The sequence below is a fragment of the Buttiauxella sp. AC142 genome (assembly GCF_979253435.1).
This window is the reverse complement of record NZ_CEEDCH010000001.1, coordinates 3,786,279-3,800,818: the sequence shown is the minus strand read 5'-3', so window position 1 is coordinate 3,800,818 and position 14,540 is coordinate 3,786,279. Positions and strand designations below refer to the sequence as shown.

The following is a 14,540-nucleotide window of genomic DNA, read 5'->3' as shown; positions in this document are numbered from 1 at the left end:
CTATTGCACTCCGTTTGCCAGCATTTGCGCGCGCACGCACAGTTCTGCGGCTTTGAAGGCATGCGCCTGAGTCATCGCATTTTCGGTGCGATTCAGGCAGTCAAGAATCAGTTCGCCGAAGAACGGAAAGCCCACATTTCCGGCAACCGGATAGCGGAATTCACCTTCTTTATTAACCAGATACACCACATCTTTTTCCTGGCGAGTGATGTCGACGTATTTGCGGATTTCGATATAGCCATCGGTGCCGAGCAGCGTCAGGCGTCCGTCGCCCCAGGTGCTGAGTCCTGCTGGTGTGAACCAGTCGCAGCGGAAATAGCCGCTAGCCCCGTTCTCGCCTTTGAGCATGGCATCGCCGAAATCTTCAAATTCAGGGTATTGCGGATGGGCGAAGTTGTTAGTTTGCGCGGCAACAACCTGTGCTTCGCTGTTGCCCGTATAAAACAGGAATTGTTCAATCTGATGGCTGCCAATATCACAAAGAATGCCACCGAAGCGTTTCTTAAAGTAGAACCAGTCCGGGCGGCCCGTTCCTTCACGGTGTGGCCCCATGCCCAGCGTCTGAATCACCCGACCAATCGCACCGTCGCGCACCAGTTGCCCGGCAAATACCGCACTTTCGACGTGAAGTCGTTCGCTGTAATACACCGCATATTTGCGTCCGGTTTCGGCGACTTTCGCTTTAGCCGCAGCCAGTTGTTCGAGGGTGGTCAGCGGTGCTTTATCGGTGAAATAGTCTTTTCCTGCATCCATCACTTTCAGGCCAAGCGCGCAACGTTCATCAGGAATCGCCGCTCCGGCAACCAGTTTGACGCCCGGATCGGCCAGTATCGCTTCAAGAGACGGCGCAATTTTCGCCTGCGGATATTGCTTAACAAACTGCTCGATTTTTTGTGGATCAGGATCGTAAACCCATTTCAGCGTCGCGCCCGCTTCAATCAGGCCATTGCACATGCCGTAGATATGGCCGTGATCGAGCGCGGCGGCGGCAAAAACAAAATCATCTGGCTGCACGACTGGCTGCGGTTTGCCTTTTGGCGCGTAATTCATACCGTCTTTAATGCTCATGTTTATGCCCCTTTATCCATATCTTTACCCAATGGAATCGCCTCTTCATTGGCGAAATTTTCCACTGAGGCGGATTTCTCGAAGAAGTGTGGTGCCATTTTCACTAAGCCGCCCGTCTGGTAGTACGGGTCGCTTGCGCTAATGGGCAGCGAAACAATGCTGCGAGTGATGGCTGATTTATAGATTGCAGTGATGAGTTCCAGCGAACGCTTACCTTGGGGGCCATCCACTAGCGGAGCGGTGCCTGTTTGCAACGCATGCAGGAAGTTTTCGATTTGCCCGGTATGCAGCGTCCAGGTCAGACGCGGCACAGTCTGGTAACTATCTTCAAGCTGATTTTCAAGCGAGGTATCGCGCGCGTCTATGGGGAAACCGTTGGGGGCAGCGATGCTGGCGAATTTATCCCACGGCGCAGAAATGCGCGCTTTTTCTCCCTGAATCACGATTTTCTGGTCTTCACCGTGGTGTAAAACCGATGCGGTAAGTTGCGTCAATGCGCCGCTGTCGTATTTGAAAATCGCAGCGCTGAGATCTTCGACTTCGGCGTTGTCATGGGAAACATTGGTGGTGATGGCGACCACTTCAGTCGGGAAACCCAACATCCACTGAATGGCGTCGATGTGATGCACGGCATGGTTTAGCGTGCAGCCGCCGCCTTCTTTTTCCCAGGTGCCACGCCACCACAGGTCGTAATAGGAGTGACCGCGCCACCAGAAGGAATCCACCTGCGCGTGGCAAATTTTGCCGATTTGGTCGCTTTCGAGCACTTTTTTCAAACGCCAGAAAGCATCGGTGAAGCGGTTTTGGGCGATAATCGACAGCGTTTTTCCGCTGGCCTCGGCTGCGGCAATCATCGCATCACATTCCTGGAGTGACGCGGCCATTGGCTTTTCGCACAACACATGTTTGCCTGCATTTAGCGCATCAATAGAAATAGCGGCGTGTACATACGGTGGGGTGCAGATATCAAATACATCAATGGAAGGATCATTAAGAATATCTTGATGGTTGCTGTAGATTTTGGCTTCCGTCAGCCCGTAATGTTTTTTCTTTTCTTCGGCTTTTTCTGGGTAGATATCAACCAGAGCGACAATCTGACAGCGGTCAGGAAATTCGAGATAACCCTGAATGTGATTGTGGGAAATATTACCGGTTCCAATAATAGCGATTCTTTGCATTGTGCTCTCACTTATACAAAAAAATAGGGTTTATTTTTATCAGGAATCATTTTTTGAGAGCATAGTTATGGTTTTTTTTGCACACAACCGCTATTTATGACAGGAATTGCACGGCATAAATAGTGCTGTTGTGATCGAAGAGAAATGCTTGTGATGAGAAAGAGTTAGTCATGAAAATAATGTCAAAATGCTAATGAGGCATCGATCACAAAATGACGGGTAAGCTGAAAATCAAAGAGATAGCCGGGCTGACAGGGCTTTCACCGAGCACGGTATCAAGGGTGCTGGCGGGTAAAAATAATGTTAGCCCGCAGGCAAAAGAAAAGGTTTTTTACCATGCTCGTTACATGGGTATTTTGCGGGATATTCCCGCCAGTCGTTTACTCATGAATTCATTATTAGTGTGTGCTCCGGCGGCGGCTTTTACGCCAAATGGCGATCGTTATTATTACGAAGTGATTCAGGGTGTTATTTCAGAAATATCGCATTACGATATTCACGTTAAAAAATGCTCGCTGGATATTAACGAAGCAGACACGACTTTATTTATGAAACATGTTAACGAAGACGATGTCGATGGTGTAATAATCATTGGGATTGATGATGAATCTTTGTATCGACTGGCCGCAGAAAGCGATAAACCTGTAGTGACAATTAATGCCAGAGATAAAAAGATGCGCCTTGATTGCGTCTCGCCAGATCACTCTTCCATTGGTTATAGCGCGGCAAAACACTTGCTAGAAAAAGGCCACCGCCAGGTACTGCTCTTTACCGATTTGCGACGTGAAACCATGATCCAGCGTCTCGAAGGGTTCAAGCGAGCCTGCCAGGATCACCACCTTGTATTTGATGAGTCGGAAAATTTGCTGGTTACGAAAGGTTATGGCGAACCAGAAGCGCGGGCGAATTTTATAAAATACCTCCAACAACGTTCAAAGCAACAGCTGCCTTCGGCCATATTATGTGGTGGGGGAGCCATTGCGCGTGCGGTGCTCGGCGAGCTGAAAAACCATCAGCTACAGGTGCCTGAAGATATTTCAGTCATGAGTTGCGCTTACTCACATGAAATGGACGAAATAAAATCGTTGGGATTAACCGCGGCTTTTCAGCCTTGCCGCGAACTCGGCAGTGAAGCGGTTTGTATCCTGCAAAGTCGCTTAACGCGCAACATCAGCTCCCGGTTTAATTTATTGCTCCAGGGTTCCATTGAGTTGGGGAATTCCGTGGCAGATGTGAACTGGCGACGCCGGGAATTGTATCAAACGCATTCAATTCCCTGATTCTGCTATGGGATTAATGGCTTTTACTGATAATTCCGCCATTTTGTCATAAATTTCTTATTATCGGTGTTTTCGAGTGGCGAGCCTCCCAAGGCCTCGTTAATCTGAGAACAGTTTCATTGGTTATTGAATAAAGAAAAGAGAGTGAATATGGATGAGTCACAAGTCCGCGTAGCAATCGCGGGTGCGGGTGGTCGCATGGGGCGACAACTGATTCAGGCAGCTTTGCAACTGGATGGCGTAAAACTGGGTGCAGCGCTTGAGCGCACGGGTTCATCCTTAGTGGGGAGCGATGCAGGCGAACTCGCTGGCGTGGGAAAAACTGGCGTGATCGTTAGCGATAGCCTGGACGCGGTGGTGAACGATTTCGATGTGTTTATCGATTTCACACGCCCGGAAGGTACGCTCAATCATTTGGCTTTCTGCCGCCAGCACGGCAAGGGCATGGTTATTGGTACGACGGGTTTTGATGATGCGGGCAAGCAGGCGATTACAGATGCGTCGAGCGAAGTACCGATTGTTTTTGCGGCCAACTTTAGCGTCGGCGTGAATGTGATGCTTAAGCTGCTGGAGAAAGCGGCCAAAGTGATGGGGGATTATACCGACATCGAAATCATCGAAGCGCATCACCGTCATAAAGTCGATGCGCCATCAGGCACGGCATTAGCCATGGGCGAAGCCATCGCTAATGCGATGGACAAAGATTTGAAAGAGTGCGCCGTTTACTCTCGTGAAGGGTACACCGGCGAGCGCGTTCCAGGCACTATTGGCTTTGCCACCGTGCGTGCGGGCGACATTATTGGTGAACATACGGCGATGTTTGCGGACATCGGCGAGCGTATTGAAATCAGCCATAAAGCCTCCAGTCGTATGACTTTTGCAAATGGGGCAGTTCGTTCTTCATTGTGGTTGAAGTCTAAGAAAAATGGCCTTTACGATATGCGTGATGTGCTTGATCTCAACAATTTATAAGCGTTATTACCCATCGTGATGTGGTTATTGCAATCATAAGTGTTTGATTGGCAGGGCAGTATTTTATTGCCCTTTTTTATTTGTTTTGTTTTGAGGGTTTTTCCTTTCCATTTCTTTGAAATTACCATAACCACATCTTATCCTGCTTGTAATCGTTGCTTTGTTGTTAATTTTGACCGTTTGGTCCACTTTTCATGGTTATGATAGACAGTATCCCATTCATCCTGGTCCGCAATCGGTTACGCATCCTGAGTTAGCTGTTGATTTCAACGGTCAATTCCTCTTTTACCCATCAGAGTGCTAAAAAACACATAAAAAGTTGCGCTTATGGTAGACTTTTCCCCGGCCTCTCACTAGAATGCCGCCGTTTGTCAAAAATCCAAATGACAGGCTGTTTTGCATTGATTCCTGAATTCGTTTTGAATTAATATGCAAATAAATTGACTGTTTATTCCCTGGAGGGCGTTTTGATTAAGTCAGCAATATTGGTTCTGGAAGACGGAACCCAATTCCACGGTCGGGCCATTGGGGCATCGGGTTCGGCCATTGGGGAAGTCGTTTTCAACACCTCTTTGACCGGTTATCAAGAAATCCTCACTGATCCTTCCTACTCCCGCCAGATTGTCACTCTTACTTATCCTCATATCGGAAATGTCGGCACCAATGCTGCTGACGAAGAATCCTCCCAGGTACATGCGCAAGGCCTCGTTATCCGTGACCTACCACTGATTGCCAGCAACTACCGCAATACCGAAGACCTTTCTTCCTACCTGAAGCGCCATAACATTGTGGCCATCGCCGATATTGATACCCGTAAGCTGACACGTATTCTGCGCGAGAAAGGTGCACAGAACGGCTGCATCATCGCCGGTGATAACCTTGACGCCGCTCTGGCGCTGGAAAAAGCGAAAGCCTTCCCAGGCCTTAACGGCATGGATCTGGCGAAAGAAGTGACCACTCAGGAAGCGTACTCCTGGCAGCAGGGGAGCTGGACGCTGGAAGGCGAATTGCCAGAAGCGGCCAAAGAAGAAGATTTACCTTTCCATGTCGTGGCCTACGATTACGGCGTGAAGCGCAACATTCTGCGCATGTTGGTTGACCGCGGCTGCCGCCTGACGGTGGTTCCTGCACAAACATCTGCTGAAGATGTGTTGAAGTTAAATCCAGACGGCATCTTCTTATCTAACGGCCCAGGTGACCCGGCGCCGTGTGACTACGCCATTAGCGCCATCAAATCCTTCCTGGAAACCGACGTTCCGGTATTTGGTATCTGCTTAGGCCACCAGTTGCTGGCTCTGGCGAGCGGCGCGAAAACTGTGAAGATGAAGTTCGGTCACCACGGTGGCAACCACCCGGTTAAAGATTTAGACCGTGATTGCGTGATGATTACCGCACAGAACCACGGTTTTGCGGTGGATGAAGCGTCGATGCCTGCCAACCTGCGCGTCACGCACAAGTCACTATTCGACGGCACGCTGCAAGGTATTCATCGCACAGATAAAGCCGCATTCAGCTTCCAGGGGCACCCGGAAGCAAGCCCAGGCCCGCACGATGCGGCGCCACTGTTTGACCACTTTATCGAATTGATTAAGCACTACCGTTCTACCGCCACTCTTAACAGCAAGTAAGTATCAGGAGCTAATTAAAATGCCAAAACGTACAGATATAAAAAGCATCCTGATCCTCGGCGCTGGCCCAATTGTTATCGGCCAGGCGTGCGAGTTTGACTACTCTGGTGCTCAGGCGTGTAAAGCGCTGCGTGAAGAGGGTTATCGTGTTGTGCTGGTGAACTCCAACCCGGCAACCATCATGACCGACCCGGAAATGGCCGATGCGACTTACATTGAGCCGATTCACTGGGAAGTGGTTCGCAAAATCATTGAGAAAGAGCGTCCGGATGCGGTGCTGCCAACCATGGGCGGCCAGACTGCGCTGAACTGTGCGCTGGAGCTGGAACGTCAGGGCGTGCTGGCTGAGTTTGGCGTCACCATGATTGGTGCAACGGCAGACGCGATTGATAAAGCCGAAGACCGCCGCCGTTTCGACGTGGCGATGAAAAAAATCGGCCTTGATACTGCGCGTTCTGGCATTGCTCACAATATGGAAGAAGCGCTGGCGGTTGCCGCTGACGTCGGTTATCCGTGCATCATCCGCCCATCATTTACTATGGGCGGCACCGGCGGCGGTATCGCTTACAACCGTGAAGAATTCGAAGAAATCTGCGAGCGTGGTCTGGATCTTTCGCCAACCAAAGAGCTGCTGATTGACGAATCTCTGATTGGCTGGAAAGAGTACGAAATGGAAGTTGTGCGTGATAAAAACGACAACTGCATCATCGTCTGCTCTATTGAAAACCTTGACCCGATGGGTATTCATACCGGTGATTCCATCACCGTAGCGCCAGCGCAAACGCTGACCGACAAAGAATACCAAATCATGCGTAACGCCTCGATGGCGGTGCTGCGTGAAATCGGCGTGGAAACCGGCGGCTCTAACGTGCAGTTCTCGGTTAACCCGAAAACAGGCCGTTTGATTGTTATCGAGATGAACCCGCGTGTATCGCGCTCTTCTGCACTGGCTTCTAAAGCAACCGGCTTCCCGATTGCGAAAGTCGCGGCGAAACTGGCGGTCGGGTACACCCTCGATGAGCTGATGAACGACATCACCGGCGGCAAAACGCCTGCGTCGTTCGAGCCGTCCATCGACTACGTTGTGACAAAAATTCCACGCTTTAACTTCGAGAAATTCGTGGGTGCCAACGACCGCCTGACGACGCAGATGAAATCTGTCGGTGAGGTTATGGCGATTGGCCGCACGCAGCAGGAATCGCTGCAAAAAGCATTGCGCGGCCTGGAAGTGGGCGCGACCGGTTTTGACCCGAAAGTGAGCCTGGATGACCCGGAAGCACTGACCAAAATTCGTCGCGAACTGAAAGACGCAGGCGCCGAGCGTATCTGGTATGTGGCTGATGCCTTCCGCGCTGGCCTGTCTGTTGATGGCGTGTTCAACCTGACCAACATCGACCGCTGGTTCCTGGTGCAGATTGAAGAGCTGGTTCGTCTGGAAGAGAAAGTTGAAGAAGTCGGTATCACCGGCCTGGACTACGACTTCCTGCGCATGCTCAAGCGTAAAGGTTTTGCGGATGCGCGCCTGGCGAAACTGGCTGGCGTGCGTGAGTCAGAAATTCGCAAACTGCGCGAACAATATAAGCTGCATCCGGTTTATAAGCGTGTTGATACCTGTGCGGCAGAGTTCTCAACCGACACCGCGTACATGTACTCCACTTATGAAGATGAGTGTGAAGCCAACCCGAACAACGACCGTGACAAAATCATGGTGTTGGGCGGTGGCCCGAACCGTATCGGCCAGGGTATCGAATTTGACTACTGCTGCGTACATGCATCACTGGCATTGCGTGAAGACGGTTACGAAACCATCATGGTTAACTGTAACCCGGAAACGGTTTCTACCGACTACGACACTTCCGACCGCCTGTACTTCGAGCCGGTTACGCTGGAAGACGTGCTGGAAATCGTCCGTGTTGAGAAGCCAAAAGGCGTCATCGTGCAGTACGGCGGCCAGACTCCGCTGAAACTGGCGCGTGAACTCGAAGCCGCTGGCGTACCGATTATCGGCACCAGCCCGGATGCCATTGACCGTGCAGAAGACCGCGAACGTTTCCAGCACGCCGTTGACCGCCTGAAGCTGAAACAACCGGCTAACGCCACCGTTACCGCCATTGAAATGGCTGTAGAGAAAGCGGCACAGATTGGCTACCCGCTGGTGGTTCGTCCATCCTACGTTCTGGGTGGCCGCGCGATGGAAATCGTTTATGACGAAGTCGATTTGCGCCGTTACTTCCAGACTGCGGTCAGCGTTTCTAACGATGCGCCAGTGCTGCTCGACCGCTTCCTCGACGATGCGGTAGAAGTGGATGTTGACGCCATTTGCGACGGTGAAACCGTGCTGATTGGCGGCATCATGGAGCACATCGAACAGGCAGGCGTTCACTCCGGTGACTCCGCATGTTCTCTGCCAGCGTACACGCTGAGCCAGGAAATCCAGGATGTGATGCGCCAACAGGTGCAGAAACTGGCTTTCGAGCTGCAAGTTCGCGGCCTGATGAACGTGCAGTTTGCAGTGAAAGATAACGAAGTCTACCTGATTGAAGTGAACCCGCGTGCTGCGCGTACCGTACCGTTTGTCTCTAAAGCAACCGGCATGGCGCTGGCGAAAGTGGCGGCACGTGTGATGGTTGGTCAGACGCTGGTTCAGCAAGGTATGACCAAAGAAATTATTCCACCGTATTACTCGGTGAAAGAAGTGGTTCTGCCGTTCAACAAGTTCCCAGGCGTTGACCCACTGTTAGGGCCAGAAATGCGCTCTACCGGTGAAGTGATGGGCGTGGGTCGCACTTTCGCAGAAGCGTTCTCCAAAGCAATGCTGGGTAGCCAGTCCACCATGCGTAAACCGGGCCGTGCGCTGCTGTCTGTTCGCGAAGGCGACAAAAAGCGTGTGGTTGATCTGGCAGCGAAACTGCTGAAACAGGGTTTTGACCTGGATGCGACTCACGGTACAGCGGTTGTGCTGGGTGAAGCAGGCATTAACCCACGTCTGGTGAACAAGGTGCATGAAGGTCGTCCGCACATTCAGGATCGTATCAAGAATGGCGAATACACCTACATCATCAACACCACAGCGGGTCGCCAGGCGATTGAGGATTCTAAGCTCATCCGCCGCAGTGCACTGCAATATAAAGTGCACTACGACACCACGCTGAATGGTGGTTTTGCGACAGCGATGGCATTAAATGCTGATGCGACTGAGAAAGTGATTTCTGTTCAGGAAATGCACGCGCAAATCACCAAGTAATCGCTGCTCGATACTTTTAAAACCCGCTTCGCGCGGGTTTTTTTTCGTCTGATGATTATGGTGGGCGACCTTCAGAGTGTTCTGTATTTGCCAGCGGGGCCGGAAATTCCTGCTAAAGTTTTTAGTCTGAAGATGAGAAATGACTATAAACAGGGAGAACTACATGCAAAACAAAATTCTGCTGGCGTCCATATTCGCTGCTGCAACGCTGATGACTGTTACAGGCTGTTCGTCTAATCAGGCGGTAAAAACTAGCGATGGCAAAACGATTGTGACCGACGGCAAGCCGCAGGTAGATGACGACACGGGCCTGGTTTCTTACAAAAATGCTGAAACGGGCAAGACCGAGCAGATCAACCGTGACCAGGTTAAATCTATGGGCGAACTGGATAACTAATTCAGGTTTTCCCACTTAGCCCATCAAGAATTATGACTATTAGCCTGTTGAATTACTGACTACACTCTTTGAGAAAAGAGAGCAGTAACACAACAGGTTAATTGATGATCTTAATTATTTATGCGCACCCCTATCCGCAACACTCTCACGCCAACAAGAAAATGCTCGAACAAGCATCACTTCTACCCGATGTAGAAGTGCGCTCCCTCTATGAGCTTTACCCCGATTTCAATATTGATATTGCCGCCGAACAGCAGGCTTTAAACCGCGCTGATTTGGTTATCTGGCAGCATCCTATGCAGTGGTACAGCATGCCGCCATTGATGAAACTGTGGATAGACAAAGTGCTGGCTCACGGCTGGGCGTATGGTCACGGTGGAACCGCGCTGCGCGGAAAACAGGTGATGTGGGCGGTGACGACCGGCGGTGGCGATCACCACTTTGACCTCGGTGACCATCCCGGTTTTGATGTGCTCGGGCAGCCGTTACAAGCGACAGCACTTTACTGCGGCATGAACTGGATACCGCACTTCACCATCCATTTCACGTTTGTCTGCGACGAAAATACCCTCGAGGTACAAGCCGAAATGTATAAACAACGCTTGCTCGACTGGCAGGAGGCAAACCATGGATAGCCACAGCATGATTCAGGCGCTGATTTACCTCGGCTCTGCCGCGATAATCGTACCGATTGCGGTGCGCCTTGGCTTGGGGTCAGTGCTGGGCTACCTGATTGCCGGCTGCATTATTGGCCCGTGGGGTCTACGACTGGTCACAGATGCCGAGACTATTTTGCATTTTGCGGAAATAGGCGTGGTGCTGATGCTGTTCGTCATTGGCCTCGAACTTGACCCGCGACGTTTATGGACGCTACGAGCATCGGTGTTTGGCGGCGGCGCACTGCAAATGGTCGCGTGTGGACTGTTGCTTGGTTTGTTCTGCATGTTCTTAGGCTTGCGCTGGCAAGTTGCCGCGTTAATCGGCCTGACGCTGGCGCTCTCTTCCACCGCGATTGCCATGCAGGCGATGAACGAGCGCAACCTGACACTTTCGCAAATGGGTCGCAGTGCCTTTGCGGTGCTGTTATTCCAGGATATCGCGGCGATCCCATTAGTGGCGATGATTCCCCTGCTTGCCACGAGTGGCGCGACCACCACCTTTGCCGCGTTCTCCATTTCGGCGCTGAAAGTGGTTGGGGCTTTGGCGATTGTGGTATTGCTTGGGCGCTATGTAACACGCCCGCTGCTGCGATTTGTTGCACGGTCTGGCCTGCGTGAAGTGTTCAGCGCCATGGCTTTGTTTATGGTGTTTGGGTTTGGTTTGTTGCTCGAGGAAGCCGGACTTTCGATGGCGATGGGGGCGTTTCTGGCGGGCGTTTTACTGGCGAGTTCTGAATATCGTCACGCGCTGGAAAGCGATATCGAACCCTTTAAGGGTTTGCTGCTGGGGCTGTTTTTCATCGGCGTGGGGATGTCGATAGACTTCGGCACGCTGCTGGAAAACCCGCTGCGAATTATCGCGCTATTGTTGGGTTTCCTGGCGATTAAAATCATCACGCTATGGATTGTGGCAAAAACCCTCAAGGTGCCGCGCAAACAGCGGCGCTGGTTTGCCGTTCTGCTCGGGCAGGGCAGTGAATTCGCCTTTGTGATTTTTGGCACCGCGCGCATGGCGCAGGTGCTGGACGACAGCTGGGCGAAATCGCTGACGCTGGCGGTTGCGCTCTCTATGGCGGCCACGCCACTGTTGTTGGTGTTGCTCAATCGACTGGAAAAATCAGGCAAAGAGCAGGCGCGTGAAGCCGACGAAATCGACGAAGAGCAGCCGCGAGTAATCATTGCCGGTTTCGGGCGGTTCGGGCAAATCGCCGGACGTTTATTGCTGACCAGCGGGGTGAAAATGGTGGTACTTGATCACGACCCTGACCACATTGAAACGCTGCGCAAATTCGGCACCAAAGTGTTTTATGGTGACGCGACGCGCGTGGATTTGCTGGAGTCTGCAGGTGCTGCAAAAGCGGAAGTGCTGATCAATGCCATCGACGACCCTGATGCCAATATGCAGTTAGCCGAACTGGTGCAGGAGCATTTCCCACATTTGAAAGTCATTGCCCGGGCGCGTGACCTTGACCACTTTATTCGTCTGCGCCAGCTTGGGGTTGATCAACCTGAACGTGAGACGTTTGAAGGGGCGTTGAAAGTAGGGCGCAGAGCGCTGGAAGGTTTGGGTGTGGGGAGTTATGAAGCTCGGGAACGCGCCGATCATTTCCGCCGATTCAATATGCAAATGGTCGAAGAGATGGTTCCGGCGCCAGACTGGTCCGCACGTGCCGATGTGCTTAAACGCACCAGCGCAATGCTGACGGAGGTGATCAACGAAGACCGTTCGCATCTGAATGTGATTCAACGCCACGGCTGGCAGGGAACGGAAGAGGGGATTCATTCGGGGAAACTCGCGGATGAACCGCCGGTGAAGCCGGAATAACGAAAAAGCTCCCTTTCGTAGGTCGTACAGGGAGCGTCATCCGACACAAATAGCGAAAATGGTGGATGACGCCTGCGGCTTATCCACCCTACAAAATCAGCTCAATGCCACTTTAATCCCGAGCGCTATCAACATCCCACCCAGCAATTTATCGACGATCTTCTGCGCTTTGGCCAGGCCGCGACGCACCGGCTCGCTTTGAATCAGCACCACTAATAGCGGCCACCAGACGACCGACAGCATCAGGATGACACCTGCGTACCAGAGTTTTTCCATAGTGCCTGAGTTCACGCTTAAAACCTGAGTGAAAACGGAAAGGAAAAAGAGTGTGGCTTTCGGGTTTAACAGATTGCACAAATAGCCTTGTAAGAAGGCTTTCTTGAGCGTGGTTTGCTGGCGTTCAACCTGGCTGACATCCATTTTACTGCCGCCACGTGCCAACAAAGCATTAAGGCCGACCCAGATTAGATATGCCGCACCCGCATATTTCAATAAACCGAACAGCCATGGTGTAGTGGTGATAAGTACCGCAAGCCCTGCAACACAATAAGCCATGTGAGTCGCAACGCCGCTAATGACGCCAAGCGACGTCATCATCGCCGCCATACGCGGGTAGCGGGCTGCATTCTTAATGACCAGAAAGAAATCAGGCCCAGGAGAAAGCATCCCCAACGTGGCGATGGTGGCGACAAACAGCGTGGTTTCTAACATGGTTTTATCCGGTACAGACGAAGAAACGTGAACTATACCCCAGCTATTGCATAAACTTATAGTAGGCGCGGAAGTGCAGTGAATAATTTTTTACGCCAGCTTTTAGATGACTTCTGGCGCTTTTACGCTAACTCATTGTTCCTGCTGTATCACAAAGCAATACATAATGGGTTTACACTCGCAGAACAAAAATATTCTCGCGGACACGCATGCGGACAGTCGACGAAAGAATGCGCTTTCCGTATAGTGGCGGCAATTTTTTCACCACCCTTGGGTTAATAGAATGATCAGTCTGATTGCTGCATTAGCGGTAGATCGTGTAATTGGCATGGAAAACGCCATGCCCTGGGATATTCCTGCCGATCTGGCCTGGTTTAAACGTACTACGCTGAATAAACCTGTCGTTATGGGGCGTTTGACCTGGGAATCTATCGGTCGTCCGCTGCCGGGTCGCAAGAACATCGTGATTAGCAGCAAACCGGGTACCGACGATCGCGTTGAGTGGGTTTCATCCGTTGAAGATGCGATCAAAGCCTGTGGCGATGCGGAAGAGATTATGGTGATTGGCGGCGGGCGTGTGTACGAACAGTTCCTGCCTAAAGCCCAGCGCCTGTATCTGACGCACATCGACGCGGAAGTGGAAGGTGACACGCACTTCCCGGATTACGACCCGGACGAGTGGCAGTCAACGTTCAGCGAATTCCATGACGCTGACGAGAATAACTCTCACGGTTACTGTTTTGAGGTTCTGGAGCGTCGATAAGACGTGCTGGAATGCTTAAAAAAGCACTGGGTTGATGAAAATCCCCAGTGCTTTTTTTTAGCCGATATTCGATTTGGTTGAATCAAACGGAAATGCAAAACAATTGCTGAGAAGGAATTAACTTAGCTCCGCAGGCGGTTTTCATATCTTGTACAGCGACACTAACCCCGCAATAAGCCATTTGTGGTGTACCCGCCACGATAGGGAATTTGCCTTCACATAAAGGACATGTGACCATATGTCCGACACCTGCAACAGGAAGTCCCTGCCAGGTAATTCCAGAAAATCCCTCTAATACAGTTCCACCGTGACTAGTTTTGTCACCTTTTAGAATTATCGGTATTCCGGGCATAATATTACTCCTCTGTAATTATCAACGGCATGCTGTGGCGAGTTTGTTATCCTGGACTTTTATAGTTGCTGTTTTTGCTTCTTGCTCGTTTGATACAGTGGTGATGGTGAATGTTTTGCTGAACTGAAGTCCCGGGCATTGAGTGCCTGATGTGAAACCTTCAATTGTAAAACTCTCAGTCCCGATTTTATTAGGCGTACCAGATATTTTAATGTTCCAGTTTGATTCTGGATTATAAGTATTTAACACCAAACCATTTCGTAGGGCAGCGGTCTGGTAATGTGGTTTATAACCCTTTACCCATAAACTAGAAATATTTGAACCAGAATTTTTTATTTCTGCGGTGTATGGTTGCCCCACAATTGCATGAGATAGTTTGTCCGGAGTGAATGTTAATTCATTATCGCTCACAAATGAGCAACATCCATATAAGGTTAAAACTAAGGGGAGCAGATATAATTTA

At 51.0% G+C, this 14,540-nt stretch carries 13 protein-coding genes; 8 read left to right on the top strand and 5 right to left on the bottom strand.

Annotated elements, in window-relative coordinates; all coding sequences use genetic code 11:
• Positions 1-1,068 carry a Gfo/Idh/MocA family protein gene (locus AC0IWZ_RS17590; RefSeq protein WP_471678801.1) on the bottom strand — a complete coding sequence of 356 codons (1,068 nt, stop codon included), beginning with the start codon at positions 1,066-1,068 and terminating at the stop codon, positions 1-3.
• 2 nt (positions 1,069-1,070) lie between these two features.
• Entirely contained in the window at positions 1,071-2,246 is a 1,176-nt protein-coding gene (locus AC0IWZ_RS17585; protein ID WP_471678802.1) for a Gfo/Idh/MocA family protein, read from the bottom strand.
• A gap of 212 nt (positions 2,247-2,458) precedes the next feature.
• Here AC0IWZ_RS17585 and AC0IWZ_RS17580 point away from each other — a divergent pair, with 212 nt between their 5' ends.
• From AC0IWZ_RS17580 to kefC, 7 genes are all read left to right on the top strand, one after another.
• Complete coding sequence (locus tag AC0IWZ_RS17580; RefSeq protein ID WP_471678803.1) at positions 2,459-3,526, top strand: LacI family DNA-binding transcriptional regulator; 1,068 nt, start codon at positions 2,459-2,461, stop codon at positions 3,524-3,526.
• 150 nt (positions 3,527-3,676) lie between these two features.
• Positions 3,677-4,498: a 4-hydroxy-tetrahydrodipicolinate reductase gene (gene dapB, locus AC0IWZ_RS17575; RefSeq protein WP_471678804.1), complete on the top strand. Its 822-nt coding sequence runs from the start codon at positions 3,677-3,679 to the stop codon at positions 4,496-4,498.
• A gap of 467 nt (positions 4,499-4,965) precedes the next feature.
• Entirely contained in the window at positions 4,966-6,126 is a 1,161-nt protein-coding gene (gene carA, locus AC0IWZ_RS17570) for a glutamine-hydrolyzing carbamoyl-phosphate synthase small subunit (protein ID WP_034498469.1), read from the top strand.
• A gap of 19 nt (positions 6,127-6,145) precedes the next feature.
• Positions 6,146-9,370, top strand: a complete 3,225-nt coding sequence (gene carB / locus AC0IWZ_RS17565) for a carbamoyl-phosphate synthase large subunit (protein WP_034498467.1) — start codon at positions 6,146-6,148, stop codon at positions 9,368-9,370.
• A 163-nt stretch (positions 9,371-9,533) separates the two neighbouring features.
• The gene (locus AC0IWZ_RS17560; protein ID WP_034498465.1) at positions 9,534-9,767 is read left to right on the top strand and encodes a YgdI/YgdR family lipoprotein; all 234 of its coding nucleotides are present in this window, start codon (positions 9,534-9,536) and stop codon (positions 9,765-9,767) included.
• A 104-nt stretch (positions 9,768-9,871) separates the two neighbouring features.
• Complete coding sequence (gene kefF / locus AC0IWZ_RS17555; RefSeq protein WP_034498462.1) at positions 9,872-10,402, top strand: glutathione-regulated potassium-efflux system oxidoreductase KefF; 531 nt, start codon at positions 9,872-9,874, stop codon at positions 10,400-10,402.
• On the top strand, positions 10,395-12,251 hold the full coding sequence (gene kefC / locus AC0IWZ_RS17550) for a glutathione-regulated potassium-efflux system protein KefC (RefSeq protein WP_172893228.1): 1,857 nt from the start codon (positions 10,395-10,397) through the stop codon (positions 12,249-12,251). Before kefF ends, kefC begins: the two co-directional genes overlap by 8 nt.
• A gap of 96 nt (positions 12,252-12,347) precedes the next feature.
• On the opposite strand, the gene AC0IWZ_RS17545 is transcribed toward kefC, so the two are convergent.
• A complete protein-coding gene (locus AC0IWZ_RS17545; RefSeq protein ID WP_034498458.1) occupies positions 12,348-12,962 on the bottom strand; it encodes a LysE family transporter in 615 nt (204 codons plus the stop codon).
• 283 nt (positions 12,963-13,245) lie between these two features.
• Here AC0IWZ_RS17545 and folA point away from each other — a divergent pair, with 283 nt between their 5' ends.
• Entirely contained in the window at positions 13,246-13,725 is a 480-nt protein-coding gene (folA, locus tag AC0IWZ_RS17540) for a type 3 dihydrofolate reductase (RefSeq protein ID WP_034498456.1), read from the top strand.
• Between the two features lie 82 nt (positions 13,726-13,807).
• Here folA and AC0IWZ_RS17535 read toward each other — a convergent pair whose 3' ends face one another.
• Positions 13,808-14,077 carry a PAAR domain-containing protein gene (locus AC0IWZ_RS17535; protein WP_471678805.1) on the bottom strand — a complete coding sequence of 90 codons (270 nt, stop codon included), beginning with the start codon at positions 14,075-14,077 and terminating at the stop codon, positions 13,808-13,810.
• 21 nt (positions 14,078-14,098) lie between these two features.
• Positions 14,099-14,488, bottom strand: a complete 390-nt coding sequence (locus AC0IWZ_RS17530; RefSeq protein WP_471678806.1) for a hypothetical protein — start codon at positions 14,486-14,488, stop codon at positions 14,099-14,101.
• Between the last annotated feature and the right edge of the window lie 52 nt (positions 14,489-14,540).

Bases quoted from the DNA above. Each gene is read 5' to 3' on its own strand.
- kefC (WP_172893228.1), top strand. From the start codon at position 10,395: ATGGATAGCCACAGCATGATTCAGGCGCTGATTTACCTCGGCTCTGCC.
- AC0IWZ_RS17560 (WP_034498465.1), top strand. From the start codon at position 9,534: ATGCAAAACAAAATTCTGCTGGCGTCCATATTCGCTGCTGCAACGCTG.
- AC0IWZ_RS17585 (WP_471678802.1), bottom strand. From the start codon at position 2,246: ATGCAAAGAATCGCTATTATTGGAACCGGTAATATTTCCCACAATCAC.
- folA (WP_034498456.1), top strand. From the start codon at position 13,246: ATGATCAGTCTGATTGCTGCATTAGCGGTAGATCGTGTAATTGGCATG.
- AC0IWZ_RS17580 (WP_471678803.1), top strand. From the start codon at position 2,459: ATGACGGGTAAGCTGAAAATCAAAGAGATAGCCGGGCTGACAGGGCTT.
- dapB (WP_471678804.1), top strand. From the start codon at position 3,677: ATGGATGAGTCACAAGTCCGCGTAGCAATCGCGGGTGCGGGTGGTCGC.
- AC0IWZ_RS17590 (WP_471678801.1), bottom strand. From the start codon at position 1,068: ATGAGCATTAAAGACGGTATGAATTACGCGCCAAAAGGCAAACCGCAG.
- AC0IWZ_RS17545 (WP_034498458.1), bottom strand. From the start codon at position 12,962: ATGTTAGAAACCACGCTGTTTGTCGCCACCATCGCCACGTTGGGGATG.
- AC0IWZ_RS17535 (WP_471678805.1), bottom strand. From the start codon at position 14,077: ATGCCCGGAATACCGATAATTCTAAAAGGTGACAAAACTAGTCACGGT.
- carB (WP_034498467.1), top strand. From the start codon at position 6,146: ATGCCAAAACGTACAGATATAAAAAGCATCCTGATCCTCGGCGCTGGC.
- kefF (WP_034498462.1), top strand. From the start codon at position 9,872: ATGATCTTAATTATTTATGCGCACCCCTATCCGCAACACTCTCACGCC.